The sequence below is a fragment of the Dokdonella sp. genome (assembly GCF_019634775.1).
Classification (GTDB): domain Bacteria; phylum Pseudomonadota; class Gammaproteobacteria; order Xanthomonadales; family Rhodanobacteraceae; genus Dokdonella.
In genome coordinates, this window is the sequence record NZ_JAHCAS010000003.1 from 61,688 (window position 1) to 87,325 (window position 25,638).

24 protein-coding genes, 2 tRNA genes and 1 other RNA gene are annotated in these 25,638 nt (G+C 67.0%); 8 read left to right on the top strand and 19 right to left on the bottom strand.

The window, feature by feature from the left end:
- Positions 1–7: 7 nt before the first annotated feature.
- The 4 genes from KF907_RS14110 to dnaX all read right to left on the bottom strand — a co-directional run bounded on the left by KF907_RS14110 (position 8) and on the right by dnaX (position 3,082).
- Positions 8–352 (bottom strand): histidine triad nucleotide-binding protein, encoded by a 345-nt coding sequence (locus tag KF907_RS14110; protein WP_291221377.1) that lies wholly within the window; start codon positions 350–352, stop codon positions 8–10.
- 11 nt (positions 353–363) lie between these two features.
- Positions 364–963 carry a recombination mediator RecR gene (recR, locus tag KF907_RS14115; protein WP_291221379.1) on the bottom strand — a complete coding sequence of 200 codons (600 nt, stop codon included), beginning with the start codon at positions 961–963 and terminating at the stop codon, positions 364–366.
- A gap of 170 nt (positions 964–1,133) precedes the next feature.
- Positions 1,134–1,457 (bottom strand): YbaB/EbfC family nucleoid-associated protein, encoded by a 324-nt coding sequence (locus KF907_RS14120; RefSeq protein WP_291221381.1) that lies wholly within the window; start codon positions 1,455–1,457, stop codon positions 1,134–1,136.
- A complete protein-coding gene (dnaX, locus tag KF907_RS14125; RefSeq protein ID WP_291221383.1) occupies positions 1,454–3,082 on the bottom strand; it encodes a DNA polymerase III subunit gamma/tau in 1,629 nt (542 codons plus the stop codon). Before dnaX ends, KF907_RS14120 begins: the two co-directional genes overlap by 4 nt.
- A 632-nt stretch (positions 3,083–3,714) precedes the next feature.
- On the opposite strand from dnaX, the gene KF907_RS14130 reads away from it, so the two are divergent.
- Both KF907_RS14130 and ffs read left to right on the top strand, forming a co-directional pair.
- Positions 3,715–3,807: transfer RNA gene (locus KF907_RS14130), tRNA-Ser, on the top strand.
- Positions 3,808–3,925: 118 nt separating this feature from the next.
- Positions 3,926–4,022, top strand: an RNA gene (ffs, locus tag KF907_RS14135) — signal recognition particle sRNA small type.
- 195 nt (positions 4,023–4,217) lie between these two features.
- On the opposite strand, the gene KF907_RS14140 is transcribed toward ffs, so the two are convergent.
- The 6 genes from KF907_RS14140 to KF907_RS14165 are packed head-to-tail and all read right to left on the bottom strand — an operon-like array spanning position 4,218 to position 7,950.
- Positions 4,218–4,652 carry a molybdenum cofactor biosynthesis protein MoaE gene (locus tag KF907_RS14140; RefSeq protein WP_343214762.1) on the bottom strand — a complete coding sequence of 145 codons (435 nt, stop codon included), beginning with the start codon at positions 4,650–4,652 and terminating at the stop codon, positions 4,218–4,220.
- Positions 4,649–4,888, bottom strand: a complete 240-nt coding sequence (locus KF907_RS14145) for a MoaD/ThiS family protein (RefSeq protein ID WP_291221385.1) — start codon at positions 4,886–4,888, stop codon at positions 4,649–4,651. The genes KF907_RS14140 and KF907_RS14145 overlap by 4 nt, the downstream gene beginning before the upstream one ends.
- A complete protein-coding gene (gene moaC, locus KF907_RS14150) occupies positions 4,885–5,403 on the bottom strand; it encodes a cyclic pyranopterin monophosphate synthase MoaC (protein WP_291221387.1) in 519 nt (172 codons plus the stop codon). The genes KF907_RS14145 and moaC overlap by 4 nt, the downstream gene beginning before the upstream one ends.
- Positions 5,403–6,446: a GTP 3',8-cyclase MoaA gene (moaA, locus tag KF907_RS14155; RefSeq protein WP_291221389.1), complete on the bottom strand. Its 1,044-nt coding sequence runs from the start codon at positions 6,444–6,446 to the stop codon at positions 5,403–5,405. The genes moaC and moaA overlap by 1 nt, the downstream gene beginning before the upstream one ends.
- On the bottom strand, positions 6,446–7,216 hold the full coding sequence (locus tag KF907_RS14160) for an MBL fold metallo-hydrolase (RefSeq protein WP_291221390.1): 771 nt from the start codon (positions 7,214–7,216) through the stop codon (positions 6,446–6,448). Before KF907_RS14160 ends, moaA begins: the two co-directional genes overlap by 1 nt.
- Positions 7,213–7,950, bottom strand: coding sequence for a 3-deoxy-D-manno-octulosonic acid kinase (locus KF907_RS14165; protein ID WP_291221392.1), 738 nt, complete (start codon positions 7,948–7,950; stop codon positions 7,213–7,215). Before KF907_RS14165 ends, KF907_RS14160 begins: the two co-directional genes overlap by 4 nt.
- Positions 7,951–8,009: 59 nt before the next feature.
- Here KF907_RS14165 and KF907_RS14170 point away from each other — a divergent pair, with 59 nt between their 5' ends.
- The 3 genes from KF907_RS14170 (at position 8,010) to mfd (ending at position 13,365) form a co-directional block, all read left to right on the top strand.
- Complete coding sequence (locus KF907_RS14170) at positions 8,010–9,080, top strand: glycosyltransferase family 9 protein (RefSeq protein ID WP_291221393.1); 1,071 nt, start codon at positions 8,010–8,012, stop codon at positions 9,078–9,080.
- Positions 9,081–9,274: 194 nt separating this feature from the next.
- Positions 9,275–9,808 (top strand): GNAT family N-acetyltransferase, encoded by a 534-nt coding sequence (locus KF907_RS14175; protein ID WP_291221395.1) that lies wholly within the window; start codon positions 9,275–9,277, stop codon positions 9,806–9,808.
- Between the two features lie 80 nt (positions 9,809–9,888).
- Positions 9,889–13,365: a transcription-repair coupling factor gene (gene mfd / locus KF907_RS14180; protein ID WP_291221397.1), complete on the top strand. Its 3,477-nt coding sequence runs from the start codon at positions 9,889–9,891 to the stop codon at positions 13,363–13,365.
- A gap of 162 nt (positions 13,366–13,527) precedes the next feature.
- On the opposite strand, the gene KF907_RS14185 is transcribed toward mfd, so the two are convergent.
- The 3 genes from KF907_RS14185 to KF907_RS14195 form a co-directional block, all read right to left on the bottom strand.
- Entirely contained in the window at positions 13,528–14,388 is an 861-nt protein-coding gene (locus KF907_RS14185) for a dimethylarginine dimethylaminohydrolase family protein (protein ID WP_291221399.1), read from the bottom strand.
- Between the two features lie 74 nt (positions 14,389–14,462).
- Positions 14,463–15,200, bottom strand: coding sequence for a sulfurtransferase (locus tag KF907_RS14190; RefSeq protein ID WP_291221401.1), 738 nt, complete (start codon positions 15,198–15,200; stop codon positions 14,463–14,465).
- Between the two features lie 65 nt (positions 15,201–15,265).
- Positions 15,266–15,535, bottom strand: coding sequence for a DUF2024 family protein (locus tag KF907_RS14195; protein WP_291221403.1), 270 nt, complete (start codon positions 15,533–15,535; stop codon positions 15,266–15,268).
- Between the two features lie 227 nt (positions 15,536–15,762).
- On the opposite strand from KF907_RS14195, the gene KF907_RS14200 reads away from it, so the two are divergent.
- A tRNA-Leu gene (locus tag KF907_RS14200) sits at positions 15,763–15,849 on the top strand.
- A 170-nt stretch (positions 15,850–16,019) separates the two neighbouring features.
- Complete coding sequence (locus KF907_RS14205; RefSeq protein WP_291221405.1) at positions 16,020–16,703, top strand: 2OG-Fe(II) oxygenase; 684 nt, start codon at positions 16,020–16,022, stop codon at positions 16,701–16,703.
- Between the two features lie 9 nt (positions 16,704–16,712).
- Here KF907_RS14205 and dapB read toward each other — a convergent pair whose 3' ends face one another.
- From dapB to hrcA, 5 genes are all read right to left on the bottom strand, one after another.
- Positions 16,713–17,489, bottom strand: coding sequence for a 4-hydroxy-tetrahydrodipicolinate reductase (gene dapB / locus KF907_RS14210; RefSeq protein ID WP_291221407.1), 777 nt, complete (start codon positions 17,487–17,489; stop codon positions 16,713–16,715).
- Positions 17,490–17,565: 76 nt separating this feature from the next.
- A complete protein-coding gene (gene dnaJ / locus KF907_RS14215) occupies positions 17,566–18,693 on the bottom strand; it encodes a molecular chaperone DnaJ (RefSeq protein WP_291221409.1) in 1,128 nt (375 codons plus the stop codon).
- A gap of 119 nt (positions 18,694–18,812) precedes the next feature.
- Positions 18,813–20,735, bottom strand: a complete 1,923-nt coding sequence (dnaK, locus tag KF907_RS14220) for a molecular chaperone DnaK (protein WP_291221411.1) — start codon at positions 20,733–20,735, stop codon at positions 18,813–18,815.
- A 191-nt stretch (positions 20,736–20,926) separates the two neighbouring features.
- Positions 20,927–21,463, bottom strand: a complete 537-nt coding sequence (gene grpE / locus KF907_RS14225; RefSeq protein ID WP_291221413.1) for a nucleotide exchange factor GrpE — start codon at positions 21,461–21,463, stop codon at positions 20,927–20,929.
- A 96-nt stretch (positions 21,464–21,559) separates the two neighbouring features.
- The gene (hrcA, locus tag KF907_RS14230) at positions 21,560–22,615 is read right to left on the bottom strand and encodes a heat-inducible transcriptional repressor HrcA (protein WP_291221415.1); all 1,056 of its coding nucleotides are present in this window, start codon (positions 22,613–22,615) and stop codon (positions 21,560–21,562) included.
- 187 nt (positions 22,616–22,802) lie between these two features.
- On the opposite strand from hrcA, the gene recN reads away from it, so the two are divergent.
- On the top strand, positions 22,803–24,479 hold the full coding sequence (gene recN, locus KF907_RS14235; protein WP_291221417.1) for a DNA repair protein RecN: 1,677 nt from the start codon (positions 22,803–22,805) through the stop codon (positions 24,477–24,479).
- Position 24,480: 1 nt separating this feature from the next.
- On the opposite strand, the gene KF907_RS14240 is transcribed toward recN, so the two are convergent.
- Positions 24,481–25,638: a DUF1501 domain-containing protein gene (locus KF907_RS14240; RefSeq protein ID WP_291221418.1), complete on the bottom strand. Its 1,158-nt coding sequence runs from the start codon at positions 25,636–25,638 to the stop codon at positions 24,481–24,483.

Genomic DNA, 25,638 nt, shown 5'->3' on the forward strand with positions numbered 1-25,638 from the left:
ATGCGCCTCAACCCGGTGGCCACGTCATCTGTCGACCGGCCAGCAGGTGCAGGTGCAGGTGGTAGACACTCTGCCCGCCGTGGCGGTTGCAGTTGATGACCAGCCGGTAGCCGTCCTCGGAAAATCCCTGTGCCTTCGCGTAGCGCGTCGCGGCCAGCACGAGCTTGCCGACCAGCGGGGCGTCGCCTTCCTCGAGGTCGTTCAGCGTCGGGATCTGCCGGCGCGGGATGAACAGCACATGCGTCGGCGCCTGCGCGGCGATGTCGCGGAAGGCGAGGATTTCCCCGTCTTCGTGGACGATGTCGGCGGGAATCTCGCGTCGGATGATCTTGTCGAAGATGGTCTCGCTCATGTCGGCCCTCCTCAGGCGATGGTCTGGCGACCGCCGAAGGCATGCGCCAGCGTGCCGCGGTCGATGAATTCGAGCTCGCCGCCGAGCGGCACGCCATGCGCGAGCCGCGTCGCGCGCACATTCGCGGCGCGGGCGAGCTGGCCGAGCATGTGCGCGGTCGCTTCGCCTTCGACGGTCGGGTTGGTGGCGATGATGAGTTCCTGCACTTCACCCTCGGCGAGTCGTGCAGCGAGCAGGTCGAGGCCGAGTTCCTTTGGCCCCAGTCCGTCCAGCGGCGAGAGCCGTCCGAGCAGCACGAAGTAATGGCCGCGATAGCCTGTGGCCTGCTCGATCGCCAGCTGGTCGACCGGCGATTCGACGACACACAACAGGTGCATGTCGCGCGTCGTATTCGCGCAGACCGCACAGACTTCCTGTTCGCTGAAACTGCGGCAGCGCCGGCAGTTGCCGATGCGTTCGCTGGCCTGCACCAGCCGCTCCGCCAGTCGTTTCGCCCCCGGCCGGTCGCGCTCCAGCAAATGGAAGGCCATGCGTTGCGCCGTCTTGTTGCCGACTCCCGGCAGGCAGCGCAGTGCTTCGATCAATTCGGCGAGAAGCGGGGATGACGACATGAAGGGGAGGCTTGGAGAAATGAGTCCGACTGACGAAGGGAGCGCTGTGGCCGCGGCAGGGTGGGAGCATGAACTGGGCAGGCAGCGGCACCGTGGCACACGGCCCTGCCGCAATGCGGTGCGTGACGGGGCCGTCCGCGAAGGCCTCGCCGCCGCACCTCAATCGAATATCAAAACGGCATCTTGAACCCGGGCGGCAGATTCAAGCCGGCAGTCATGCCACTCATGCGCTCCTGCGATTCCGCGGCGATGCGGTTGACCGCATCGTTGAAGGCGGCGGCAACGAGGTCTTCGGCCATTTCCGGGTCGTCGGCGAACAGCTGGCGGTCGATCGTCACGCGGCGCACCTCGTGGCGACCACTCATGACCACGCTGACGAGGCCACCACCGGCCTGGCCGGTGACTTCGAGCCGGGCGATCTCCTCCTGCGCGCGCTGCATCGATTCCTGCATGCGCTGAGCCTGTTGCATCAGGCCGGCGAGCGGACCTTTCATGGCGTGTCCTCCTGTGGGCGCACCGAATCGGGAATGAGCCGGCCGCTGAACGTATCGATGAGGGACTGCACGGCGGGATCACCCTGCAGGGCTTCATGTGCCTCGCGCCGGCGCGAAGCCTGCGCACGTGCGCGCTGGTCGGCCGGGCTGTCGACGACGGCAGCAACCATCTCGAAACGCACCTTGACGGGGCGCGCCAGCGTCTCGCCGAGCTTCTCCTCGAGCTGAGCAACCATTCTCGGCGCGGCAAGGTGCTCATGGATCGCGGCCAGACCAAGACGCAGCAAGGAACCCTCGGTACCGAGCAGGACCGCTTGCTGGGCGAGTTGCCCCACCGGGCCACGCAGGTCCGTACGCGCGATCAACGCTGCCCAGTCGTCGATCGCCAGCGCTCCGGTAGCTGTCGCTTCCGGCGCGATCGAGCGCGCCGGTGGCTGTTCACGCCCAGCCGCCGGCGTATGGTTCACATCGGGCCTGGCGCCCGCTGCCGGACGTGCCGGCGCGGTCGCAGGCCGCGTGGGCGTCGGTGCCGCGACCGCACCACCCCCCGTTGTGGCCGGCGCGAACGCGAGCATGCGCAGCATCGCCATCTCGAAGCCGGTGCGTGCGGTCGGTGCAAGAGCGAGGTCACGCCGCGCGTTGATCGCGATCTGGTAGTAGAGCTGGATTTCGCGTGCATCGATGCCTGCCGCCAACACGGCGATGGCCGGGTCGTCGGCCACGGCGGTCTCGACGAGCTGGCGCAACTGGATCGCGTGCAGCAGGCCGGCCAGTTCGTCGAGCACCTGGGCGAAATCGGGCGAGAAGCCGGCGATGCGTTCGATCTCCTTGAGCAGCGCCGCCGCGTCGTGGGCAACCAACGCCTCGAGCAGCACGCACACGCGCGCGCGCTCGACCGTGCCGAGCATGGCGTGCACCTCGAGCGCGCGCAGCTCGCCGCCACCATGCGCGATCGCCTGATCGAGCAGCGACAAACCATCACGCAGCGAGCCGTCGGCAGCACGCGCGAGCACGTTGACCGCCTCATCCTCGAAGGCGATGCCCTCGGCGTCGAGAATGTGGCGCATCTGGCCGATGATCTGCTCGGGTGTCAGGCGCTTCAGGTTGAACTTGATGCAGCGCGAGAGCACGGTCACCGGCAATTTCTGCGGATCCGTCGTCGCGAGCAGGAACTTGACGTGCGGCGGCGGCTCCTCGAGCGTCTTCAGCAGCGCATTGAACGCCGCCTTCGACAGCATGTGCACCTCGTCGATCAGGTACACCTTGTAGCGCCCGCGGGTAGGCGAGTACTGCGCGTTGTCGATCAGCTCGCGCACATTGTCGATGCCGGTGTTGCTGGCCGCGTCGATCTCGAGCAGGTCGACGAAACGCCCCGCATCGACCTCGGCGCAGGCCCCGCACTCACCGCAGGGCTGTGAGGTCGGTCCGTTCGCGCAATTCAGCGACTTGGCGAAGATGCGCGCGATCGTCGTCTTGCCGACGCCGCGCGTGCCGGTGAACAGGAAGGCGTGGTGGATGCGACCACCATCGAGCGCATGCGCCAGCGCACGCACGACGTGTTCCTGCCCGACCAGCTCGGAAAAGCGTCGCGGGCGCCATTTGCGCGCAAGGACCTGATAGGACATCGGAGCATCCGCTGGCGAAGCCGCGATTGTGCCGCGCTTGGGGCCTGCGCGGTAGAAGCAATCGAGGCGAGAAGGTCGCCGTCGTGGACTTGACAGTAGGAACGCACCCTGTGCGCAGTCATCCCTTGTTGCCACCCCAATCACGCCCAGGGTGCGCTCCTGCAGCCCCTTGTTCTTGTCGCAGCCAGCCCATACGGGTATTCTGCGCGGCCCGTTGCACCCGACCAGGACGCGGCGGGGCGCAGGATGCGGAGAGATGTCCGAGTGGTTGAAGGAGCACGCCTGGAAAGTGTGTAAGCGGCTTATCCCCGCTTCGCGAGTTCGACGGATTCGCCGGGAGCGAATCCGGACAGCCGCCAGGCTGGCCCCGAGCGCGAGCGAGGGGTGAGGCGCAGGAGGCGCCGAACCATCCCGCCCCGCACGTCGGGTCGGTGCTGTAACGGAGAGATGTCCGAGTGGTTGAAGGAGCACGCCTGGAAAGTGTGTAAGCGGCTTATCCCCGCTTCGCGGGTTCGACGGATTCGCCGGGAGCGAATCCGGACAGCCGCCAGGCTGGCCCCGAGCGCGAGCGAGGGGTGAGGCGCAGGAGGCGCCGAACCATCCCGCCCCGCACGTCGGGTCGGTGCTGTAACGGAGAGATGTCCGAGTGGTTGAAGGAGCACGCCTGGAAAGTGTGTAAGCGGCTTATCCCCGCTTCGCGGGTTCGAATCCCGCTCTCTCCGCCAACAAGTAGTCCAGTGAAAAACCCCGCTCGGGGCCAATCGAAGCCAGGACGCCCGAAGGCTGCCTTGGCTTTTGTCAAAAACCGATGCCCAAAGCATCGCACACGTCTCACGGCGACCCCGTCGGTCCCCTCGCGACGATAGCTTGCAAACCCCGCCAGGTCCGGAAGGAAGCAACGGTAGCGAGTGATTCGGGTGCCGGGGTGTGGCTGGCGGGGTTGCCACCCCAAACTTCGGTCGCCGTCTCGGGCAGGAACCGCCTCCGGCTTGTGGTCGCGCACCCCACTCATTTGCAACCACCGAACAAGGCGAGCACGAGCGATCTTGTCACTGAGGCCATCCAGCCGGTCGGAATGGTCCTCGCTCCAATCGACGGTGAACACGGGTCACTGCATCCACACGGATACACCCCTTCAAACCTTCGCTTCCGTCCCATCCGGATGCAACCACCCGGATACCCCACCGGCGTAGTGCTCGTTCTTCCAGATCGGCACGCGTGACTTGATCTCGTCGATGATCCAGCGGCAGGCATCGAATGCCGCGCCTCGATGGGCGGCACTGACGCCGACCCAGACGGCGAGGTCGCCGATTGCCAGCGAACCGACGCGATGCACCGCCGACGCCGCACACAGGTCGAAGCGCTGGCGCGCTTCGGCAAGGATTGCCAGCCCCTCGGCTTCGGCGAGCGGCACATAGGCCTGGTAGTCGAGCCGGAGCACACGGCGACCGTCGTTGTGATCGCGCACGCGGCCCTCGAAGCTGACGCAGGCACCCGCGGCGGGATCCTCGAGCGTGCGCATCTCGATGCGAGCGTCGATCGCGGTGTCGGCGAGGCGGAAGCCGCTCATCCGCCCGACACCGGCGGCACGAACACGATCTCGTCTCCGTCAGCCAACGCCTGCGTCCAGGCTGCGAAGGCGCCATTGACGGCTACACGCAAGCGCTCAGGCGCAAACACGAAGCCGTGGCGCGCGGCGAGCTCGGCATAGAGCGCGGCGGGATCAGCGGCGGCGCTCTCCAACGTCTCGCCATCGCAGCCAGCGCGATCGGCTAGGCTGGCGAAGTACAGCAATCGATACTTCATGGCGTGTCCTCGGCGGTGCCGACGTCACGACGTCCACCACGCTTGGCAATCAGGCGCAGGTCGGCGATGACGATCTCATGGCTCAAGGCCTTGCACATGTCATAGACCGTGAGCGCAGCGACGCTGGCACCGGTCAGCGCCTCCATCTCGACGCCGGTGCGGTGCTCGACGCCGACCTCGCAGCGGATCACCAATACCTGCGGCGTCTCGAAACGCGCATCGAGACGGCAACGCTCGATCGCCAGAGGGTGACAGAACGGAATCAATTCGTGCGTGCGCTTGACCGCCATGGTTCCGGCGACGATGGCGGTATCGATGATCGGCCCCTTGGGTGATCGCAGACCGGCCGCGTGCAGAGCGGTGGCGACCTCACGCGGAAAGTGCAGGCGCGCCTCGGCAACGGCGAGGCGCCGGGTCATGCGCTTGGCACCGACATCGACCATGCCGGCGCGTCCCTCGGCATCGACGTGCGTCAGCTTGTGCGGCTTCGCGGACGGGCGGGATTTGGCGCTCATCAGCCACCGATCTCGTACATTTCAATGCGTTCGCGCGGCATGGCCGAAACCCGGTTGCGCATCTCGCTGTAGCGGTCGTCTCGTGCCGACCAGGCACCGGCGATGATTGCGGCGAGCTCGGCATCGCTTGCGCCCGCGCGCAGCGGACCGCGCAGGTCGTGCCCCTGGCGCGCGAACAGGCAGGTGTAGAGCCGCCCGTCCGCAGACAAGCGCGCGCGCGTGCAATCGCCACAGAACGGCGCGCTGACCGAACTGATGAAACCGATCTCACCGCCGCCATCGGCGTAGCGCCAACGTTCGGCGACCTCACTGCCACGTCCACGTGGGAGCGGGACCAGCGGCCAGCGCCGTGCGATGCGCGCGCGCAGTTGTGCACTCGGCACGACGAGATCGTCGTTCCAGCCATTGCAGGTACCGACATCCATGTACTCGATGAAGCGCAGCACATGGCCGCTGCCACGAAAATGCGCGGCCAGCTTGTCGACCTCTTCGTCATTGATGCCGCGCATGACCACGCAGTTGATCTTGAGCGGACCGAAACCGGCGGCGCATGCCGCATCGATCGCGGCCAGGGCCTCCGCAACGTCGCCACGGCCGCCGGACAGACGCCGATAGATGTCGGCATCGAGCGCATCGAGGCTCAGCGTGATGCGCCCGAGACCGGCCTCGCGCAGGCCGGGGGCCAGAGCCGGCAGCAGGCTGCCGTTGGTGGTCATGGCGAGTTCGTCGATGCCGTCGATTGCGGCCAGGCGTGCCACCAGTTGCGGCAACTCGCGACGCAGCAACGGCTCACCACCGGTCAGGCGCAGCCTGGACACGCCGAGCCCGGCAAACACACGCACGATACGCTCGATTTCCTCGAAGCGCAGGCGCTGCGCCTTGCCTAGGAACTCGTGGTCACGTGGATAGGCATCTTCCGGCATGCAGTAGGGACAGCGGAAGTTGCAGCGATCGATGACCGAGATGCGCAGGTCGGTGAGCGCACGCGCGCGACGGTCGCGTGGCGGCGCGATGTCGATACGCAGCGGGATCGGCGAGGCCATCAGACGGCATCCGCCTGCGCGAGCATGACGTCGGCCCGCGGCGTCGCCAGTTCGAACCGGCTGCCCTGGCTGGCAACGCGATAGCCAAGCCGGGCGAGTGCCTGCCCTTCCTCCGCCGAACCATAGTGGTAGAGCACGAGGCGCGCACGCAGTTCCTCGGCGTATTCGCGCTCGATGTCGGCGATGCCGGTATGCGAGGGATTGCCCGCAAGCACGCAATCGTGGGCGACGATTTCGCCGTGCGCGGCGTGCATCGCCAACATCTCCGGCACCGGACGCGTGTCACCCGTCCAGACGATACTGCCGCGCAAGGCGAGGCCGAACGAGGTCATCGGCGCGTGGTGGCGAGTCGGGAACACGTCGAACCAGACACCCTCGTGCCAGAAGCCGCGCGACACCGGCACGAGGCTGAACGCATCCCAGAAATTGGCGCCGCCCTCGGCGAGCACCTCTGGATAATCGGCGACACGCGATTGCAGCACGGGCACGAGCGCGGCGTGTGCGTAGAGACGCACACAGCCACGCAAGGCCGCATCGAACCAGACCCGGAAGAACAGGCGCTCAAGACCGCCGATATGGTCCATATGCGCATGGGTCAGAAAAATCGCACGTGGTGGCGCGCCGTAGCGGGCCAGATAGGCAGTCAACGCATCGGGGCCGCAGTCGATCATCAGCAGCGGCGCGTGCGCGCGCTCGATGACCGCCGACGCCGAACCGAGTTCGACGGCGTTCGCGCTGCCGACGCCGAGGAAATGCAATGCCCAGCTCATGCCTCGCTCCCGGTCGCAGCCCGATCCGCCAAGGCATGCTGATAGGCGGCCAGCAACGGACGCCAGAACGCGGCATCGAACTCGGTCGGCGCCGAACCTGCCCCGATCTTCAGGAACGATCGATGCAGACGCGCGAGATTGGCCTGCTGCCAGGCCATGGCCGGCGCACGCAGGCGGCCGCGATCGAAGTCAATCAGCCAGATCGCGCCACTGGCATCGACCATGATGTTGTGGGCGTTGAGGTCGGCATGCCAAACGCCTCGCGCATGAAAGGTCGCAATCGTTTGGCCGGTGCGTGTCGCGCAGGCCGCATCGAGCTGGCCGACGGCAAAACGCTCGGCCAACGTCGTCGCGCCAACGATGCGTCGTGTGACCAGGTCGGCGCGATACCACAGACCCTCTCGCCGGGTGCGCGCGGCGACCGGCGCGGGCACGTGCAGGCCGGCGTCATGCAACCGCGCAAGCAGGGTGAATTCGCGAAAGCCACGTGTGCGTTCCGCGCCGGTATAGAGATAGCGATCACGGTTGAACCGCGCGACCAGGCCACCGCGCCGGTAGTGGCGCAGCACGCAGGGCCCGAACGGCGCATCGAACAGGTGCACGCCGCCACGCCCGCCGCTCTGCGTGCCGGCGCCGCCGTGGGCATTGAACCAGGCATCGTCGACGCGTTCGGGCAAGCGCGCATCAAAGATGATCGCGCCACCTTGCGTCAGCTGGACTTGCGCCTCGATCATCGCTCTGCCAAGGTGCCGCCGCCGCACGGCGGCCAATCGGTGGGAGTCTAGCAATAACCATGCGTCGCGCATCGAACCCGGCATCGGCCGCGCCGCCATCCTCGCTGTGCATCCTGCGCACCTCGGCGATCGGCGACGTGACGCATGTCGTGCCGCTGGTGCGCACCTTGCAGGCGCAATGGCCGCAGACGGCGATCACCTGGCTGGTCGGCAAGCTCGAACATCGCCTCGTCGGCGATCTTCCGGGGGTCGAATTCATCGTGTTCGACAAGGCCGCTGGCCGTGAAGGCTTCCGCACAGTGCGCGCGAAGCTCGCCGGCCGCCGCTTCGACGTCCTGCTGCACATGCAGGTGGCCCTGCGCGCGAATCTCCTGAGCATGCTGGTCAAATCGCCGCTGCGCATCGGCTACGACCGGCGCCGCTCGAAGGACCTGCACGGACTGTTCGTCAACTGCCGCATTCCCGAGCGCAGCGGCGAACACGTACTCGATGCGATGGCCAGTTTCCTCGAACCACTCGGTCTCGCGCAGACCGAAGTGCGCTGGGACATCCCGGTTCCCGAGGAAGCGGCTGCATTCGCCGAGCGCCATCTTCCGGCCGGGCCACGCACCCTGATCATCAGCCCGACCTCGAGTCACCGCCTGCGCAACTGGCGGCCCGAGCGCTACGCCGCGGTGGCCGACCATGCCGCGCACGAACTCGGCTGGCGCGTCGTGCTGTGCGGTGGTCCGAGCACGTTTGAACGCGAATTCGCCGACGCCATCCTCGGTCACATGCAGGCGCACGCGCTCGACCTCGTCGGCAAGGACACGCTCAAGCAACTGCTGGCCCTGCTGCGTCGTGCCGACCTCGTGCTTGCCCCTGATTCCGGACCGATGCACATGGCCAACGCGGTCGGCACGCCTGTGCTCGGCCTGCACGCGGCCAGCAATCCACACCGCTCCGGCCCGTATTCCGAGCGTCGCTGGTGTGTCGATCGCTACGACGCCGCCGCACGCAAGTACCGCCACAAGCCCGCCGAGGCCCTGCCCTGGGGCACCAAGCTCGAGTACAAGGGCGTCATGGACCTCATCACGGTCGAGGACGTCATCGAACGGTTGGAGGCTTTCAATGGCGGGATCGGGGATTAGGGATTCAAAAGACTGGGGCCGTCCTGTGCGGGATTGATCAGAGCATCCTTGAACCAATCCCGAATCCCAAATCTCCAATCCCGGTTTTTTGAGTGCAAACTCGATTTGTGCGGCGCATCATCGCCCCCGTGAACACATCTGCCCCGAAGCTGCTCCGATTCCCGGCACGGCCTGCGGCCACCCCGAGGGCCGCGTTGCATGCAGTCGCGCCGCCCGAGCCCCCTGCGCTGGGCACGCCATTCCTTTCGCGTGACGGCGATGCGTTGCGCCTGCGCCCGATCCACGCCGACGACGTGTCCGCGCTGTTGCGCGCGTTCGGCCGCATGTCGCCCGAGCAGATCCGCATGCGCGTGTTCCACGCCCTGACCGAACTGCCCGAACCAGTCGCGCGCTATCTGTGTACCCCACACCCGGACAAGGTCGCGGCCTTCGTCGTCACCGATGACGACGGCGGTGAAATCCGTGGCGAGGCGCGCGTGCATTTCGATCCGATCAGCGAAGGTGCCGAGTTCGCCATCGCCATCGACCCGGCCTTCACCGGCAAGGGCGTGGGTTGGGCCTTGATGACCCGTCTCATCGAAGCCAGTCGCGAACACGGCATGCGCGAAATCTGGGGCCATGTCCTCGCCGAGAATGGCGCCATGCTCGACCTCGCCGATCGTCTCGGCTTCGAACGCGCGCCGATCGCCGGCGAACCGGGGCTGCTGCTGGTGCGCATGGCACTCTGAGGGTCGTACTCTGCGATTGCGCTACACTCCGCGGCCCGCGCGCGCCCCGCCGCGCCGGCGATTCTCCCGCGCTTTCGTCCATGACCTCCCCGATCCCGAGCACACTCCCGCTGCCGACCCAGCCCAGGCTCCGGCGCTACTGGCATGCCCCGCACGGTTCGTCACTGGCCCTGCTCGTCGCTGAAGCGGGGCGCCGACATGACTCGCTGGTCGTTGCGGTCACGCACGACACCCACTCTGCGCATGCGCTGGAATCCGAGCTGGCCGTGTTCGCCGGCGACGGACTCGAGGTGCTGCATTTTCCGGATTGGGAAACCCTGCCCTACGACTTGTTCGCACCGCATCCGGATATCGTTTCGCAACGCGTAGCCACGCTGTACCGCCTGCCCTCGCTGACGCGCGGCGTGCTCGTCGTGCCGGTGGCGACGCTGATGCAGCGGCTCGCCCCGCGCAGCTACATCTCCAGCTCCAGCCTCGTTCTCGCGACGCGCCAGCGCCTCGACCTTGGCGTCGAACAGCGTCGCCTTGCCGCCGCCGGCTACCGCAGCGTTCCGCAGGTGCTCGAACCGGGCGACTTTGCCGTGCGCGGTGCGATCCTCGACATCTTCCCGATGGGCACGGCCGAGCCGTACCGCATCGAGCTGTTCGACGACGAGATCGACTCGATCCGCAGCTTCGACGCGGAAACGCAACGTTCGGCGGCCAAGGTCGAGCACGTGCGTCTGCTGCCGGCACGCGAGTTCCCGTTGACCGAGGACACCGCACGCAGTTTCCGCAACACCCTGCGCGAACGCTTCCCGATCGATCCACGCCGCTGCCCGCTCTACCAGGACATCCGCGAAGGCGCAGCGCCCGCTGGCATCGAGTACTACCTGCCGCTGTTCTTCGACGAGGGCCGCGCGGGCTCGACCGACACCTTGTTCGACTATCTCGCCGACAAGGCGCTGTTCATCCTTGGCGAAGGCGTACTCGATGCCGCCGAACAGTTCTGGCAGCAGGCGAGCGAGCGCTACGAGCAGCGCGCGCACGATGTCGAGCGTCCGATCCTGCCGGTCGCCGAACTGTATCTGCCACCACAGCAGTTGCGTGAGCTGTTGAACCAGCGCCTGCGCATCGACCTGGTTGCCCGCGGTGGCACCGAGCCCGCCACGGATCCTGGTACCGCACCCGCACCGAACCTGCCGATCAATGTGCGCCACGACGAACCGCTCGCCGCGTTCGCCGATTTCCTGCGTGCCTATCCGGGCCGCGTGCTGATCGCCGCCGATTCGGCCGGTCGCCGCGAACTGCTGATCGAGCAGTTCGCCGGCGGCGGCCTGAAACCGACCGTGGTCAGCAGCTGGAACGCCTTCGTCGCTGGCGACGAACGCCTGGCCATCACGGTCGCGCCGCTCGAGCGCGGTTTCGCCCTGGTCGAGCCGGCTCTCGCCGTGCTCAGCGAACGTGAACTACTCGGCGAGCGGGTCGCGCAGACGCGCCGGCGCAAGCGAGCGGCGCGCGATCCCGAAGCGGTCATCCGCGACCTCGGCGAACTCGCCATCGGTGCGCCGATCGTCCACGTCGACCACGGGGTCGGCCGCTACCAGGGCCTGCTCAAACTCGATGTCGGTGGTCAGGACGGCGAATTCCTCGCCATCGAGTACGCCAGAGGTGACCGCCTCTATGTGCCGGTCGCACAGTTGCATCTGGTCAGCCGCTATGCCGGGACAGCACCCGAGTTCGCTCCCCTGCATTCGCTCGGCGGCGACGCTTGGGAGCGTGCCAAGCGCAAGGCTGCCGAGAAGGTGCGCGACGTCGCCGCCGAACTGCTGGCGATCTATGCGCAGCGCGAGGCGCGCGAAGGCACCTCGATCGTGGTCGATCGCCTGCTCTATGACCAGTTCGCCGCGGCCTTCCCGTTCGAGGAAACGCCCGACCAGGCGCAGGCGATCGAAGCAGTCATCGCCGATCTCGCGCGCACCCGGCCGATGGACCGCGTGGTCTGTGGTGACGTCGGTTTCGGCAAGACAGAAGTCGCCCTGCGTGCGGCCTTCGTCGCCGCCACCGCCGGCCGCCAGGTCGCCCTGCTCGCACCGACCACCCTGCTCGCCCAGCAACACCATCAGAACTTCCGCGACCGCCTCGCCGACTGGCCGATCCGCGTCGAGGTGCTGTCGCGCTTCAAATCAAAGAAAGAAACCGAAGCCGCGCTTGCGCAGATCGCCGAGGGCAAGGTCGACATCGTCATCGGCACGCACAAGCTGCTGCAGAACGACGTGCGTTTCAAAAGCCTCGGCCTGGTCATCGTCGATGAGGAACAACGCTTCGGCGTACGCCAGAAGGAGCAGCTCAAGAAGTTGCGCGCCGAAGTCGACCTGCTCACCCTGACCGCCACGCCGATCCCGCGCACCTTGAACATGGCCATGTCCGGGCTGCGCGATCTGTCCATCATCGCCACGCCGCCGGCGCATCGCCTTGCCGTCAAGACCTTCATCGGCAACTGGGATCCGGCCCTGATCCGCGAGGCCTTCCAGCGCGAACTGCAACGTGGCGGTCAGGTGTACTTCCTGCACAACGAGGTCGAGACGATCGAGAAGACCGCACGAGAACTCGAAGCAATGGTCCCCGAGGCGCGCATCCGTGTCGCCCATGGCCAGATGCCGGAGCGCGAACTCGAGCAGGCCATGCTGGACTTCTATCGGCAGCGCTACAACGTGCTGGTGTGCACGACAATCATTGAATCCGGCATCGACGTGCCCAGTGCGAACACCATCGTCATCGATCGCGCCGATCGCTTCGGCCTTGCCCAGCTGCACCAGTTGCGCGGGCGTGTGGGTCGTTCCCACCATCGCGCCTATGCTTACCTGATCGTGCCGGACACGCGCGCCATGAGCGCAGATGCCGAGAAGCGCCTGGAAGCCCTGGCCTCGCTGGAGGAACTCGGCGCCGGGTTTGCCCTGGCCACGCATGACCTGGAAATCCGTGGTGCGGGCGAGTTGCTCGGCGAGGACCAATCCGGCCAGATCGAGGAAGTCGGCTTCTCCATGTACCGCGACATGCTCGACCGCGCCGTGCGCGCACTGAAGTCCGGCCAGGTTCCCGACTTCGACCTGACCAGTGAACACGAGGCCGAGATCGAGCTGCACCTGCCGGCTCTGATTCCCGACGACTATCTGCCCGACGTCAACGCGCGCCTGACCCTGTACAAGCGCATCGCCGGCGCGCGCGATGACGAGGCCCTGCACGAGTTGCAGGTCGAGATGGTAGACCGCTTCGGCGTGTTGCCCGAGGCGCTCAAGAACCTGTTCGCGGTCACCGCGCTCAAGCTGCGCGCGACCGCGCTCGGCATCCGCAAGCTCGAACTCGGCGCCAACGGCGGCCGCGTGCTGTTCATCCCGAAACCGGCCATCGATCCGATGACGGTGATCCGCATGATCCAGACGCTGCCGAAGGTCTACGCGCTCGACGGCCAGGACAAGCTGCGCATCAAGCTCAAGCTCGACGGCGCCAGCGAACGCCTGCGCAGCGCGCAGGACATCGTCACGGCGCTCGGCAAGCGCAGCGACAAGGCCGCCTGACCCCGGTTCGGCATCGTCGCGCCAACGAAACTTCTACGAAAGCTCCACGCTTTCTCCATCGCGGCTGACGTTTCCCTGCACGCTGCGCATGCAGGCTGGCTTCGTGGACGTTCGCGTTCATGACCGAAACAGCGTCTCCCACGTCATTCGCAGGAGGAATGATCATGGAAGGTCGCCGCGCGACCCATCCGGGCCGTCGGTTGCGGCCGCAAGCGTGTGTTGGCCACGCGGCTCCCGCCAGCGCAGCGACAGGCAACTCAGGCCACCGTCGAGTTTGGCGTACTCGCCGATGTCGACGACCAGCGGCTGCAGGCCGAACCCGGCAAGCTGCGCGGCGAAAAGAGGATGACCGGCAGCGACCAGGACACGACCACCGATGCGCACGGCGTTCGCAGCGGCAGCTTCTCCGGCCACGGGCACGACCGGCTCGAAATCACGCAACAGCGGGTGGCTGCACAATTCCTCGACGACCGCGATGCGGCCGTCGCCGAGCCAGGCCAACCCGCTCTTGAGATGCAGGATCGAATCGAAGCCGCGAATGTCGATCGTTGCCGCATCAATCCCGAAACCCGCGAACCAGGCACCGAGCTGGTCGGCACCCGCTGCATTCGTGCGTTCCGACAGCCCGATGAAGGCACGCTCGCCGGCCAGGCAGACGTCGCCACCATCGAGCGTGGCCGGCGCCACGATCCCGGCACACGCAAGGCCGAGATCCACCAACGCGGCATGGACGGCATCAACCTCGCCGCGACGGCTCGGCGCACCCGGGCGTGCCAGCATCGCCGCCGTGCCAACAAGAACGGCCGTATCCTCGACGAAACACGCGTCCGCATGCCGCGGATCGGCCGGCAACTCGATCGGTTCGACACCGCAGGCACGCAGCGCTGCCACATAGCGGCGATGCTGGGCCAATGCCGTCTCGAGCACCGGCACGCCGGCTTCCACGCGCCGCAAGCCATCGACGAACGAAGCCGCCGGTGCTCGCACGAGGGCCCGCGTGAAACTCGTCGAGAGATCACTCATGGTCGTCCCCGGAGCACCGATCCGGTGCACGATCGATCGTCTGCACGCATGTCAAGGATCTCCGGGGAAACGCCTCAAGCCACATCGACCAACGGCACGAGATCGCTGTCGAGGGCAACCCGACCGTCGAACACGAAGCAGCGCCCTGCGTAGCCATGCCCTCCGACCCGTTCGAAGTAGCCGAGGATGCCACCCTCGAGCTGCCAGACGTGGTCGAAACCGTTGTCCTGCATCCACAGCGCCGCCTTCTCGCAACGGATGCCGCCGGTGCAGAAACTGACCACCGCGGCGCCAGCCAGTGCCTCACGCTCACGCTCGACGGCTGCGGGAAAGTCGCCGAAGCGCGTGATCGGCAGGGTCATCGCGGCTACGAACGTGCCATGTTCGACTTCCTCACGGTTGCGCGTATCGAGCAACACGAGCCGACGCCCGTCGTCGTCGCATCCGCGTTCGATCCAGCGCGCCAGCCGTTCCGGCGTGATCGCCGGCGCACGGCGCGCCAACGGCGCGGTGTCGTCGTGGCGGAACGCGATGATCTCGCGCTTGCGCCGGACCTTGAGCCGCGCGAACGGCACGCCGTGGCTGCGGCTGCGCTTGACCACGATGTCGCGGAACCTGGCGTCATCGCGCAGGGCGGCGATGAATGCGTCGATCGCCATCCCGTCACCGGCGAGGAACAGGTTGATGCCTTCCCCGGCAACGAGCACGGTGCCCTTGAGGTCGCCCACCTCGGCGAGTGCGCGCAGGCGAGTGACCAATGCATCCGCATCGTCGATCAGCGTGAAGTGGTAAGCGGCGATGTTGTCGATCATGGGGCGATTGTAGATCGCGCCCAGCCGATCACGTCATCCGCTTGCACAATGGGCGCGACTGGCGGTCAGTCGCAGTTTTCCATCTCGATGATGGCGAAACCCGTCTGGCGGATCTCCGCCTCGACCGCCGGCACGGCGAACTCGGTGTGGCAGAAACGGCATTCGCGTGCCTGCAGGGTCTCTGCCGGCACGCCCTTGGCGGCGAGGTAGCGACGCCCGTGGGCCAGCACGACGGCTTCCTGCCGGTCCGCGTCCTGGTCTGGCACGAGGATGTCGAAATGCATCCGGCGCCCGTCCGGGCGCACCACGTAGGTGTCGAAAACGGCGATTTTCATGAGGACTCCAACTGTCAGGCCGACCCGGATCGTTGCAGGGTATGCCACCCTGCGGCTGCTCCAGTGTGCACGCCTGCGCCAAGGGATGGGAAATCACGCGTACGCAATGCATGTCTTTCCGTTCAAGCCGAGGACTGCGCTGCACCTCGCGGCCCTTCCACATCGATCTGGTCGTTCCGACGCGCTTCGTGCATCCTCCGCCTCCGGATGCGTGCGCAGGCTGTTCGGCCCGGGTGGCGAAACTGGTATACGCAAGGGACTTAAAATCCCTCGGCCGCAAGGCCATGCGGGTTCGACCCCCGCCCCGGGCACCATTCGGCGTATCGGCATGACAGCGGGCGCAGCTCAAGGCGCGACGACGAAGGCAGGCTGGCCGTCTGTCGAGCCGACGCAACGCCGAGCTGCGCCCGCACAGGACGGTGACGCCGTTGTGGGATTGATCAGAGCATCCCTAGAATCACCGCTTTTCGATACGACCTTCCGCATGGCCATCCTCGACACTGCTGCGCTCGAAACCAATGCCGAGGTGAGGCGCGAACCGTTCGCGTTCATGCTTTCCAGGGATGTGCTGCCGGCGGCCGCGCAGGCTGCACTTGCAGCCGACTTCCCGCGCTATCCAAATGCCGGATTCTTTCCTTACGAAGAGCGCGACTGCGGCCCAGCGATCAACGCCCTGATTGCCGAGCTGACCGCGCCGGCCTTTGCCGACTGGATCGGCGCACGGCTCGGCCTGGAAGGGCTCGGGGCACGCCCGAGCCTGGTCACGATCTGCCGTTCGCTGAACCGCCGGCACGGTACCATCCACACCGACAGCCGCTCGAAGATCGCCACCGCCCTGCTCTACCTCAACCCCGACTGGCCGGAGACCAGCGCTGGCTGTCTGCGCTTCCTCGCTCGCGACGACAGTATCGACGCCCTCGTTGCTGAGGAAATCCGTCCGATCTATGGCAACTTCGTCGTGTTCGCGCGCGCCGACAACTCCTTTCACGGACATCTGCCCCACGAGGGTGAGCGTCGCGTGATCCAGGTGGCCTGGCTGACCAGCGAGGAAGAGAAACTGCGCAAGACGAAGCGTGGTCGTTTCGCGCGCCTGTTCAAGCGTCTGTTTGGCCGCATCGATCGTCGCATCGGCGCCAGCCGCAAGGACGACGCGGCGCACCTGGACTGAAGCTCCCGCTCAGACGTCCAGTACATCATCCATCGCGTAACGACCGGGTGTGCGACCCGCGATCCACGCCGCCGCCACGAGCGCGCCACGGGCGAAAACGTCGCGGCTGGTCGCACGGTGGGCGAGTTCGATGCGTTCGCCGTCGCCGGCCAGCCAGACCGAGTGTTCACCAACGATGTCACCAGCGCGGATGACCGCATAACCGAGTTCGCCCTTGCCGCGCGGTCCGCAGCGTGCCGGACCAGCCACCGGCAATGCGGCCTGGCGTCCCTGCCCGACCGCGTCGCCGAGCAGCAGCGCGGTGCCTGACGGCGCATCGCGCTTGAGGCGATGGTGCGCCTCGACGATCTCGACATCCCAGTCCGGCAGGGACCGCGCCGCCTGCGCGACGAGCCGGGTCAGCACGGCAATGCCGAGACTGAAGTTGGCGGCGAGGAGAACCGGAATCCGTCGCGAGGCGGCATCGAGTGCAGCAAGCTGTGTCGTCGACAGGCCGGTCGAGCCGCTGACGAAACCGATGCCGCGCGCGCATGCGGCGGCGAGTGCGTCGTCGAAACCATTCGCGCCGGTGACGTCGAGCACGACATCGCCGACCACGTCGGTCGGAAGCGCCTGGAGGTAGCTCGATCCGGGTGCGAAGGCACAGGCCAGCCCGGCGCTCGGCGAACCACTGCGAACGATCGCCGCGGCAATGTGTGCGCGGCCCTCGGCGCCGGCCAGGCGCATGATCGCCTCGCCCATGCGACCGGCGGCACCGAACAGGAGAATGCGTGTCGTCGTCGCCATGCCGGTCACGATCCACTCGACGGGCGGAAATGCCCGTGCGCGAGCATCGACGCTGGCGTGCGCTGGTGCAAGCCGGTCAGGACGTCACCCGGTCCCAGAACTGCTTGACGCCATCGAGCCAGGAGCGGTTGCGTGGCGAATGGGTTCGGCCTTCCTCGCCCTCGAAGGTGGCTTCGAAGCGCTCGAGCAATTCGCGCTGTTCGGCAGTCAGCTTGACCGGGGTCTCGATCACGACGCGACACATGAGATCACCAGTGCGCCCGCTGCGCACGGACTTGACGCCCTTGCCACGCAGGCGGAACAGCTTGCCGGTCTGTGTTTCGGGCGGAATCGTCACCGTGGCTTCACCGTCCAGCGTGGGCACGGCGAGCTCGCTGCCGAGCGCGGCCTGGGCGAAGCGGATCGGCAGCTCGCAGTAAAGATCGTCGCCCTCGCGCACGAAGATCTCGTGCTCACGCACACGCACCTCGACATAGAGATCGCCGGGAACGGTGCCGGCCGGGCCGGCTTCGCCCTGCCCGGTCAGGCGGATGCGATCACCGGTGTCGACGCCGGCCGGAATCTTGACCTGCAGGGTCCGCTCATCGTGCACGCGCCCCTCGCCCCGGCACTCCTTGCACGGGTTGGCGACGGTCTTGCCGCTGCCCGCGCAATGCGGGCAGGTCTGCTGCACCGAAAAGATGCCGTTCTGCATGCGGACGCGGCCCTGGCCACGACAGGTCGAGCAGGTCGAGGTCTTGCCGTCCGCGGAGCCGCTGCCTTCACACTTGCCGCAGGCGACGAGGGTCGGCACCTCGATCTGCTTCTCGATGCCGAACACGGCTTCCTCGAGGTCGAGTTCGAGCAGGTAGCGCAGGTCCGAACCACGCCTCGGACGGCCGCCACGGCTGCCGCCCATGCCGAAGATGTCACTGAAGATGTCGCCGAAGATGTCGCCGACGTCACCGCTGAAACCGCCACCGCCACCGCCCATTCCGTGCTCGAATGCGGCGTGGCCGTGACGGTCGTAGGCGGCACGCTTCTGCGTGTCGGACAGCACCTCGTAGGCCTCCTTGGCCTCCTTGAATTTCTCCTGCGCCGCCGGATCGTCCGGGCACCGGTCAGGGTGGTACTTCATCGCCAGGCGGCGGAACGAGGTCTTGAGCTCGCTCTCACTGGCCGTGCGTTCGACCGACAGGACTTCGTAGTAGCAGCGCTTGGCCATGAAAGTGCCGGGGTTGGAGATTCGGGAGTCAGGGCCCGCAAGAGCGTGGCGCCATGGCGATCACAGGCAGGCCGGGAAAGCGGCCAAAAGCGCCGCCCTCCCGTGTCCCTGGCGATGAATCAGGATGCCTTGCCCTTGTCGTCCTTCACTTCGGTGAATTCCGCATCGACGACGTCGTCGCCGGCCGACCCTTGCGAGTGCGCACCAGAATCGGCACCTGGCTGGGCGCCGGCCGACGCGGCGGCGTAGAGCGACTGCGCGACGGATTCGACGTGAGCGATCTTCGCCTCGATCTGCGCCTTGTCATCGCCCTTCATCGCCTTGTCGAGATCCGACAGCGCTTCCTCGATCGCGCCGAGTTGCTCGCCCGGTACCTTGCCGCCGTGTTCCTTGAGCGCGCTGCGCGTGGCGTGCACGAGCTGGTCGGCCTTGTTGCGCGTGGTGACGAGCTCCTGGAAACGCTTGTCCTCCTCGCGGTTGGCCTCGGCGTCTGCGACCATGCGCTGGATCTCGTCGTCCGAGAGGCCGGAGCCGGCCTTGATCTCGATGCGCTGCTCCTTGCCGGTCTTCTTGTCCTTGGCCGATACGTGCAGGATGCCGTTGGCGTCGATGTCGAAGGTGACCTCGACCTGCGGCATGCCGCGCGGCGCCGCCTCGATCCCGGCCAGGTCGAACTTGGCCAGTGACTTGTTGAAGCGGGCCTGCTCGCGCTCGCCCTGCAGCACGTGCACGGTGACCGCGCTCTGGTTGTCTTCCGCGGTCGAGAACACCTGGGTGTTCTTGGTCGGGATGGTCGTGTTCTTCTCGATCAGCTTGGTGAACACCCCGCCGAGCGTCTCGATGCCGAGCGAGAGCGGAGTCACGTCGAGCAGGAGCACGTCCTTGACCGTGCCGGAGAGCACGCCACCCTGCACCGCCGCGCCGATCGCCACCGCCTCGTCCGGGTTGACGTCCTTGCGCGGCTCCTTGCCGAAGAAGTCCTTGACTGCGTCCTGCACCTTGGGCATGCGCGTCTGCCCGCCAACGAGGATGACCTCGGCGATATCGGACACCTTCAGCCCTGCGTCGGCGAGGGCCGTACGGCACGGCTCGATGGTGCGCTTGACCAGGTCATCGACCAGCGACTCCAGCTTGGCCCGGGTCAGGCGCAGTTCCAGATGCACGCCTTCGTTGTTGACCTGCGTGATGAACGGTTCGTTGATGTCGGTCTGCTGACGCGAGCTGAGCTCGATCTTGGCGCGTTCTGCAGCCGAGCGCACGCGCTGCAGCTGGATCGGGTTCTTGCGCAGATCCACGCCGTGCTGCTTTTCGAACTCGTCGATGATGTAGTCGATGATGCGCTTGTCGAAATCCTCGCCACCGAGGAAGGTGTCGCCGTTGGTGGCCAGCACTTCGAACTGCTTCTCGCCATCGACTTCGGCGATCTCGATGATCGAGATGTCGAAGGTGCCACCGCCGAGGTCATAGACGGCCACCTTGCGGTCGCCACCCTTCTTGTCCAGCCCGTAGGCCAGCGCGGCAGCGGTCGGCTCGTTGATGATGCGCTTGACTTCCAGGCCTGCGATGCGGCCGGCGTCCTTGGTGGCCTGGCGCTGGCTGTCATTGAAATAGGCCGGTACGGTAATGACGGCTTCGGTCACCGGCTCGCCGAGATAGTCCTCGGCCGTCTTCTTCATCTTCATCAGCACTTGTGCGGACACTTCCGGCGGCGCCATCTTGCGGCCTTCGGCGGTCTCGACCCAGGCGTCGCCGTTGTCGTGCGCGACGATCTTGTAGGCAACCAGATCGAGATCCTTCTTGACCTCGGCGTCACTGAATTTGCGACCGATCAGGCGCTTGACCGCGGAGAAGGTGTTCTTCGGATTGGTCACCGCGCCACGGCGCGCGGTCACGCCAACCAGCACCTCGCCGTCCTTGAATGCCACGACCGATGGTGTCGTGCGGTCACCCTCCGAATTCTCGATGACGCGTGCAGCGCCACTCTCCATGACTGCGACACACGAGTTGGTCGTGCCGAGGTCGATACCGATGATCTTGCCCATTGTTCTGCTCTCCCGGAAAGTTGTCTGGTCTGCTCGACCACTGGCGCGAAACGTGGGGTTTTCGCCTCACCTTTCAAGCGCCTGCAAGAAGAAGAAATGTCCTGGTCAGGTCTGTCGCGGCCACCGCGCCCATGGATCGGGGCCCTGCGCGAGCAACCTCATACGCGCGCGGACCGATCCGCCTGCCGCCCTCAACCACCCGGCGCCTGGGCGACGCTGACCATCGCTGGACGCAGCAGGCGTTCGTTGAGGAGGTAACCCTTCTGCAGCACGGTGACGACAGTGCCGGGGGCCTGCGCATCGGTATCGACCATCGTCATCGCCTGGTGGCGCTCGGGGTCGAAGGGCGCGCCGGCCGGGTCGACGACGGCAAGGCCGAAGCTCGCGGCGATGCGCAGGAATTCCTTGAGGGTCAGCTCGACGCCGCTGCGCAGCCCACCCGCCTCCCCCCTGTCCGCAGCAAGGCCACGCTCAAGGTTGTCGAGCACCGGCAGCAAGTCGCCGAGCAGACGCTCGTTGGCGAACCTGCGCGCCTGTTCAAGGTCGCGTTGCAGGCGCTTGCGCTGGTTCTCGAGCTCGGCGCGTTCGCGCAAAAGGATGTCGCGCATCTCGCCGAGCTTGGCCTCGTACTCGTTGATGAGCTGGCCGAGCGCCTCGTTGCCGCCGGCCGCGGTTTCGTCCACCGCGGGCGCGTCGGCCGGATCCGGCACCGGATTCGTGTTCTCCATTTCGCCTCCAAACCAATTGAGTGGCCCCCGGACGGGTGGTCCACGTTTGCCCCTCGCAAGCCCGCCGACCCCTGCCAGCCGGCGATCCCGCCCCCGCTATTGGGGCGCGCCGGAGCGGTTCAAGGCACCGGAAATAAGCTGGGCGGTCGCCGAGACGACCGGGATCACCCGCTCGTAGGCCATGCGCGTCGGCCCGATCACGCCGAGCACGCCGAGCACGCGGCCCTCGACGCCGTACGGCGCGGTGACCAGCGAGTAGCCGTCGAGCGCGGCGAAACCGGCCTCCTCACCGATGAACAGGCGCACACCGTCGGCACGCGCGCAGCGCTCCAGCAGCTGCAGCAGGTCACGCTTGCGCTGGAATGCGTCGAACAGCTCGCGCAGGCGATCGACGTCAGCGGCCTCGTGCACGCCCATGAGGTTGGTTTGCCCTGACACCAGCATGTCGTTGTCCGCCGGAGCCTCGAACGCCTGGCGAGCCACTTCCACGGCGGTTGCCAGCAACCGATTGAGGCGCGCGCCTTCGTCGCGCATTTCGCGCAGCAGGCGTGCGCGGATCTCGTCGAGGCGCATGCCCGCGTAGTGGGTATTCAGATAGTTCGCCGTCTGTTCGAGCTCGGTCGATGTGTGTGGCTGCAAAGTCTCGATCACACGGTTCTGCACCTGACCGTCGGTAAAGACGAGGATGACCAGCACGCGGTTGGCATCGAGGGCGACGAAATCGATGTGGCGGAACGGGAACTCGTCGTGCCGCGGCACGCTGACCACGCCGACGAAGCGCGTCATTTCCGACAGCAGCGCACTGGCGCTGCCAAGCAGGGTCGGGGTCGCCGCCCCGGTCGGCAGCTCGCGGCGCAGCTGCTCGACCTGCGGCTCGCCGAGCGGGCGCACCTCGAGCAGGCTGTCGACGAACACCCGATATCCCTGTGCAGTCGGCACACGGCCGGCCGAGGTATGCGGCGCGGCGACCAGACCGGCCTCCTCGAGGTCGGCGAGGATGTTGCGGATCGTCGCCGGGCTGACATCGAGCCCCGAGGACTTCGACAGCGTGCGCGAACCGACCGGCTGGCCCTCTGCGATGTACTGCGAGATCAGCGTCCGCAGCAGGTGGCGCGAGCGTGGATCGAGCGGATGGTCGGAGTGGAATGACATGACGGCGCAGGATACACGCCGTCACCACATCACCGCGAGCAGGCAACCGCGCAGCGATGCCCCCAAGCCGGATCGTCCCGCGGCAATTCCAGCAACGATCGTCCAGTTAACCCGACGCGCGCGCCGGCGGGCTTGCGGCCATGCGTCGGGGCCACGACACTGCGCACCTGCCTCCACGGGTGTGCGCATGCTCCGCTCGCTGTACGTCAAGGATTTTGCCGTTGTCGACGAGGCCGAGATCGGCTTCGACCAGGGACTGACCGTCGTCACCGGCGAGACCGGCGCGGGCAAGTCCCTGCTCGTCGACGCCCTGCTCCTGCTCGCCGGTGGCCGCGCCGACGCGGCGATGGTCCGCCATGGCTGCGAACGCGCCGAACTGTCCGCCGAGTTCGACCTCGATGGCCATCCCGAGCTCGCCCGCTGGCTGCGCGAGGAAGAACTCGACGAGGACGGTGCCTGCCAGGTGCGCCGCGTGATCCGTGCCGAGGGCAGTTCGCGTGCGTGGATCAACGGCCGTCCGGTCACCCTGGCCCAGCTCAAGACCCTCGGCGCAGGCCTCGTCGAGATCCACGGCCAGCACGAACATCAGGCCCTGCTCGACCGCCACCAACAACTCGCCCTGCTCGACGCCTTCGGCCGCCACGAGGCCGAGCGCGCCGCTGTCGCCGAAACCGCGCGGGCCTGGCGGGACGTCGGTGCACGCATCGGCGCCCTGCCGCATGGCGAGGATGCCGCTGCGCGCATCGAGTGGCTCGAACACCAGGTCGCCGAACTCGAAGCGCACGCGCTCGCACCATCCGAACTCGAAGCCCTCGAACACGAACACCGCCGCCTCGCCAATGCCGGCCAGCTGGTGCAGGGTGCAGCCGGCATCGGCGAGAGCCTCGACGGCGACGGCGAATACGCGCTGACCCGCGTGCTCGGCCGCGCCCAGTACGAAGCGACGCGCCTCGCCGGACTCGACCCACGCCTCGGCGACCTCGTCGAACGGCTCGCCGAGGCACGCATCCAGCTCGAGGAAGCGGCCGATGCGCTGTCGCGCTACCGCGACGGCCTCGACCTCGATCCCGAGCGCCTCGCCGAGATCGACGACCGCCTCGCCCGTTTGCACGAACTCGCCCGCAAGCACCGCCGGCCGATGGCCGAACTCGCCGCCCACGGCGCGCATCTGCGCGAGGAACTCGACATCCTGCGTGGTGCCGGGACTGCCCTCGCCAAGCTGCAACGCGAACGCGAAAACCAGGCCGCTGCGTGGGCCACCGCTTCAAAAGCGCTCACTGCAGCGCGCCACCGCGCCGCCGACGGACTCGGCGCTGCGGTCGCCATGATGCTCGGCGAGCTTGGCATGGGCAAAGGGCGCTTTGAAGTCGTGCTCGAAGCCACCGATGGCAACGAACCCACCCCGCTCGGCGCCGAGCGCTGCGAGTTCCTCGTCAGCGCCAACCCCGGCCAGCCACCGCGCCCGTTGCGCAAGATCGCCTCGGGTGGTGAGCTCTCGCGCATCAGCCTGGCCATCGAAGTTGCCGCGCTCGGCCTTGATGAGGTCGGCACGATGGTATTCGACGAGGTCGATTCCGGCATCGGCGGCGCCATCGCCGAGGTCGTCGGCCAGAAGCTGCGCCGTCTCGGCAGCCAGCGCCAGGTGCTCTGCGTGACCCATCTCGCCCAGGTCGCCGCGCAGGGTCACGCCCACCTGAAGGTCAGCAAGTCCAGCGACACTGCGCAAACGCACACGCGCATCGACAGGCTCGACGAAAACGCCCGCGTGGATGAGCTCGCGCGCATGCTCGGCGGCATCGAGATCACTGCCACCACACGCGCTCACGCCAGCCAGATGCTGGCCCAAGCCCAGAACCAGCGCTGAGTCAGGCTGCGCGGATCAGGCCGTCCAGCGGACGCAGGCCTTTGCATGCCGGGAACAGCACGGACGCCACGCGCCCCGGATCGAGGCCGAAGGTCTGCGCCGCCGCGCTGGCAAGAACGGCATCGAGTTCGATGGTCGGTTTGAGGTCGCGACCTTCGTGGAGCGACGCGGTGTCGAGGCCAGGCCAGTCGGTGACTACGCGACCGCCATTCACCGCGCCACCCAGGAGCATGGCCACCGAAGCCGTGCCGTGATCGGTACCTTGGGTGCCGTTGACCGCCACCGTGCGGCCGAACTCGGTGGCGACCACGACCACGGTGTCGCCCCATGCGGTGCCCAGCCCGGTACGCAGCGCCGCCAGCAATTCGTCGAGACCACGCAGGCGCAGCGCCAAGCGCGGATTCTGTCCGTTGTGCGTATCCCAACCTCCGGTTTCGAGCATGGCGATGCGCGGGCCGTTGGCTTGCGACAGAAAGGTCGCCGCCAGCTTGCCGAGTCTGGCCGGTGTCTGCCGCGCAGACCCGTCGTCACCGGCCAGCGCACGAGCGGCCATGGCCGACGCCCACAACTCGTGCAACTGTGCATCGTCGGCGTAGAGGCGTTCGACGCGCATGAGGAGATCGTCGCTCACCTCCGGCAGGGCCGAATCGGCATAGGAACTGACCGGCGCGTTGCCACGCAGGGCCAGCGGTACGGTCGGCGACACGGCGATGGGTTCGGAGTCTCCCGCTGGCAACAATGCGCTCAAGCGATTGAGCCAGCCATCGCGTACCGCATAGGGTTGATCGGCACCGGATTCGAGCACGTTCTGGCCATCGAAATGCGAGCGTTCGCGGTATGGCGAAGCCACCGCGTGCACGAACAGGGCTTCGCCCGCGGCGTAGCGCTTGCCGAGTTCGCCCAAGGCAGGATGCAGGGCAAACGTGCCATCCAGCTTGATCGCATCGGCACTCGCAATAGCCAGACTGCCGCGCAGGCGCGCGTAACCCGGATCGGCGTATGGGATGACGGTATTGAGGCCATCGGCTGCGCCACGCTGGATGACGAACACGAAGCGACGTTCACTGCCGGCGCTGGCCATGGCTGGACGGGGCAGCAGCCACAGGCTGCCGGCCGCGGCACCCAGTCCATGCAGGAATCGGCGACGGGAAATGCTCAT

Bases quoted from the DNA above. Each gene is read 5' to 3' on its own strand.
- mfd (WP_291221397.1), top strand. From the start codon at position 9,889: ATGACCTCCCCGATCCCGAGCACACTCCCGCTGCCGACCCAGCCCAGG.
- KF907_RS14145 (WP_291221385.1), bottom strand. From the start codon at position 4,888: ATGAAGTATCGATTGCTGTACTTCGCCAGCCTAGCCGATCGCGCTGGC.
- KF907_RS14120 (WP_291221381.1), bottom strand. From the start codon at position 1,457: ATGAAAGGTCCGCTCGCCGGCCTGATGCAACAGGCTCAGCGCATGCAG.
- recR (WP_291221379.1), bottom strand. From the start codon at position 963: ATGTCGTCATCCCCGCTTCTCGCCGAATTGATCGAAGCACTGCGCTGC.
- KF907_RS14170 (WP_291221393.1), top strand. From the start codon at position 8,010: ATGCGTCGCGCATCGAACCCGGCATCGGCCGCGCCGCCATCCTCGCTG.
- KF907_RS14190 (WP_291221401.1), bottom strand. From the start codon at position 15,200: ATGATCGACAACATCGCCGCTTACCACTTCACGCTGATCGACGATGCG.
- hrcA (WP_291221415.1), bottom strand. From the start codon at position 22,615: ATGTCATTCCACTCCGACCATCCGCTCGATCCACGCTCGCGCCACCTG.
- dnaX (WP_291221383.1), bottom strand. From the start codon at position 3,082: ATGTCCTATCAGGTCCTTGCGCGCAAATGGCGCCCGCGACGCTTTTCC.
- KF907_RS14205 (WP_291221405.1), top strand. From the start codon at position 16,020: ATGGCCATCCTCGACACTGCTGCGCTCGAAACCAATGCCGAGGTGAGG.
- KF907_RS14185 (WP_291221399.1), bottom strand. From the start codon at position 14,388: ATGAGTGATCTCTCGACGAGTTTCACGCGGGCCCTCGTGCGAGCACCG.
- grpE (WP_291221413.1), bottom strand. From the start codon at position 21,463: ATGGAGAACACGAATCCGGTGCCGGATCCGGCCGACGCGCCCGCGGTG.
- KF907_RS14160 (WP_291221390.1), bottom strand. From the start codon at position 7,216: ATGAGCTGGGCATTGCATTTCCTCGGCGTCGGCAGCGCGAACGCCGTC.
- moaA (WP_291221389.1), bottom strand. From the start codon at position 6,446: ATGGCCTCGCCGATCCCGCTGCGTATCGACATCGCGCCGCCACGCGAC.
- dapB (WP_291221407.1), bottom strand. From the start codon at position 17,489: ATGGCGACGACGACACGCATTCTCCTGTTCGGTGCCGCCGGTCGCATG.
- KF907_RS14195 (WP_291221403.1), bottom strand. From the start codon at position 15,535: ATGAAAATCGCCGTTTTCGACACCTACGTGGTGCGCCCGGACGGGCGC.
- dnaK (WP_291221411.1), bottom strand. From the start codon at position 20,735: ATGGGCAAGATCATCGGTATCGACCTCGGCACGACCAACTCGTGTGTC.
- KF907_RS14140 (WP_343214762.1), bottom strand. From the start codon at position 4,652: ATGAGCGGCTTCCGCCTCGCCGACACCGCGATCGACGCTCGCATCGAG.
- moaC (WP_291221387.1), bottom strand. From the start codon at position 5,403: ATGAGCGCCAAATCCCGCCCGTCCGCGAAGCCGCACAAGCTGACGCAC.
- KF907_RS14110 (WP_291221377.1), bottom strand. From the start codon at position 352: ATGAGCGAGACCATCTTCGACAAGATCATCCGACGCGAGATTCCCGCC.
- KF907_RS14165 (WP_291221392.1), bottom strand. From the start codon at position 7,950: ATGATCGAGGCGCAAGTCCAGCTGACGCAAGGTGGCGCGATCATCTTT.
- KF907_RS14240 (WP_291221418.1), bottom strand. From the start codon at position 25,638: ATGAGCATTTCCCGTCGCCGATTCCTGCATGGACTGGGTGCCGCGGCC.
- recN (WP_291221417.1), top strand. From the start codon at position 22,803: ATGCTCCGCTCGCTGTACGTCAAGGATTTTGCCGTTGTCGACGAGGCC.
- dnaJ (WP_291221409.1), bottom strand. From the start codon at position 18,693: ATGGCCAAGCGCTGCTACTACGAAGTCCTGTCGGTCGAACGCACGGCC.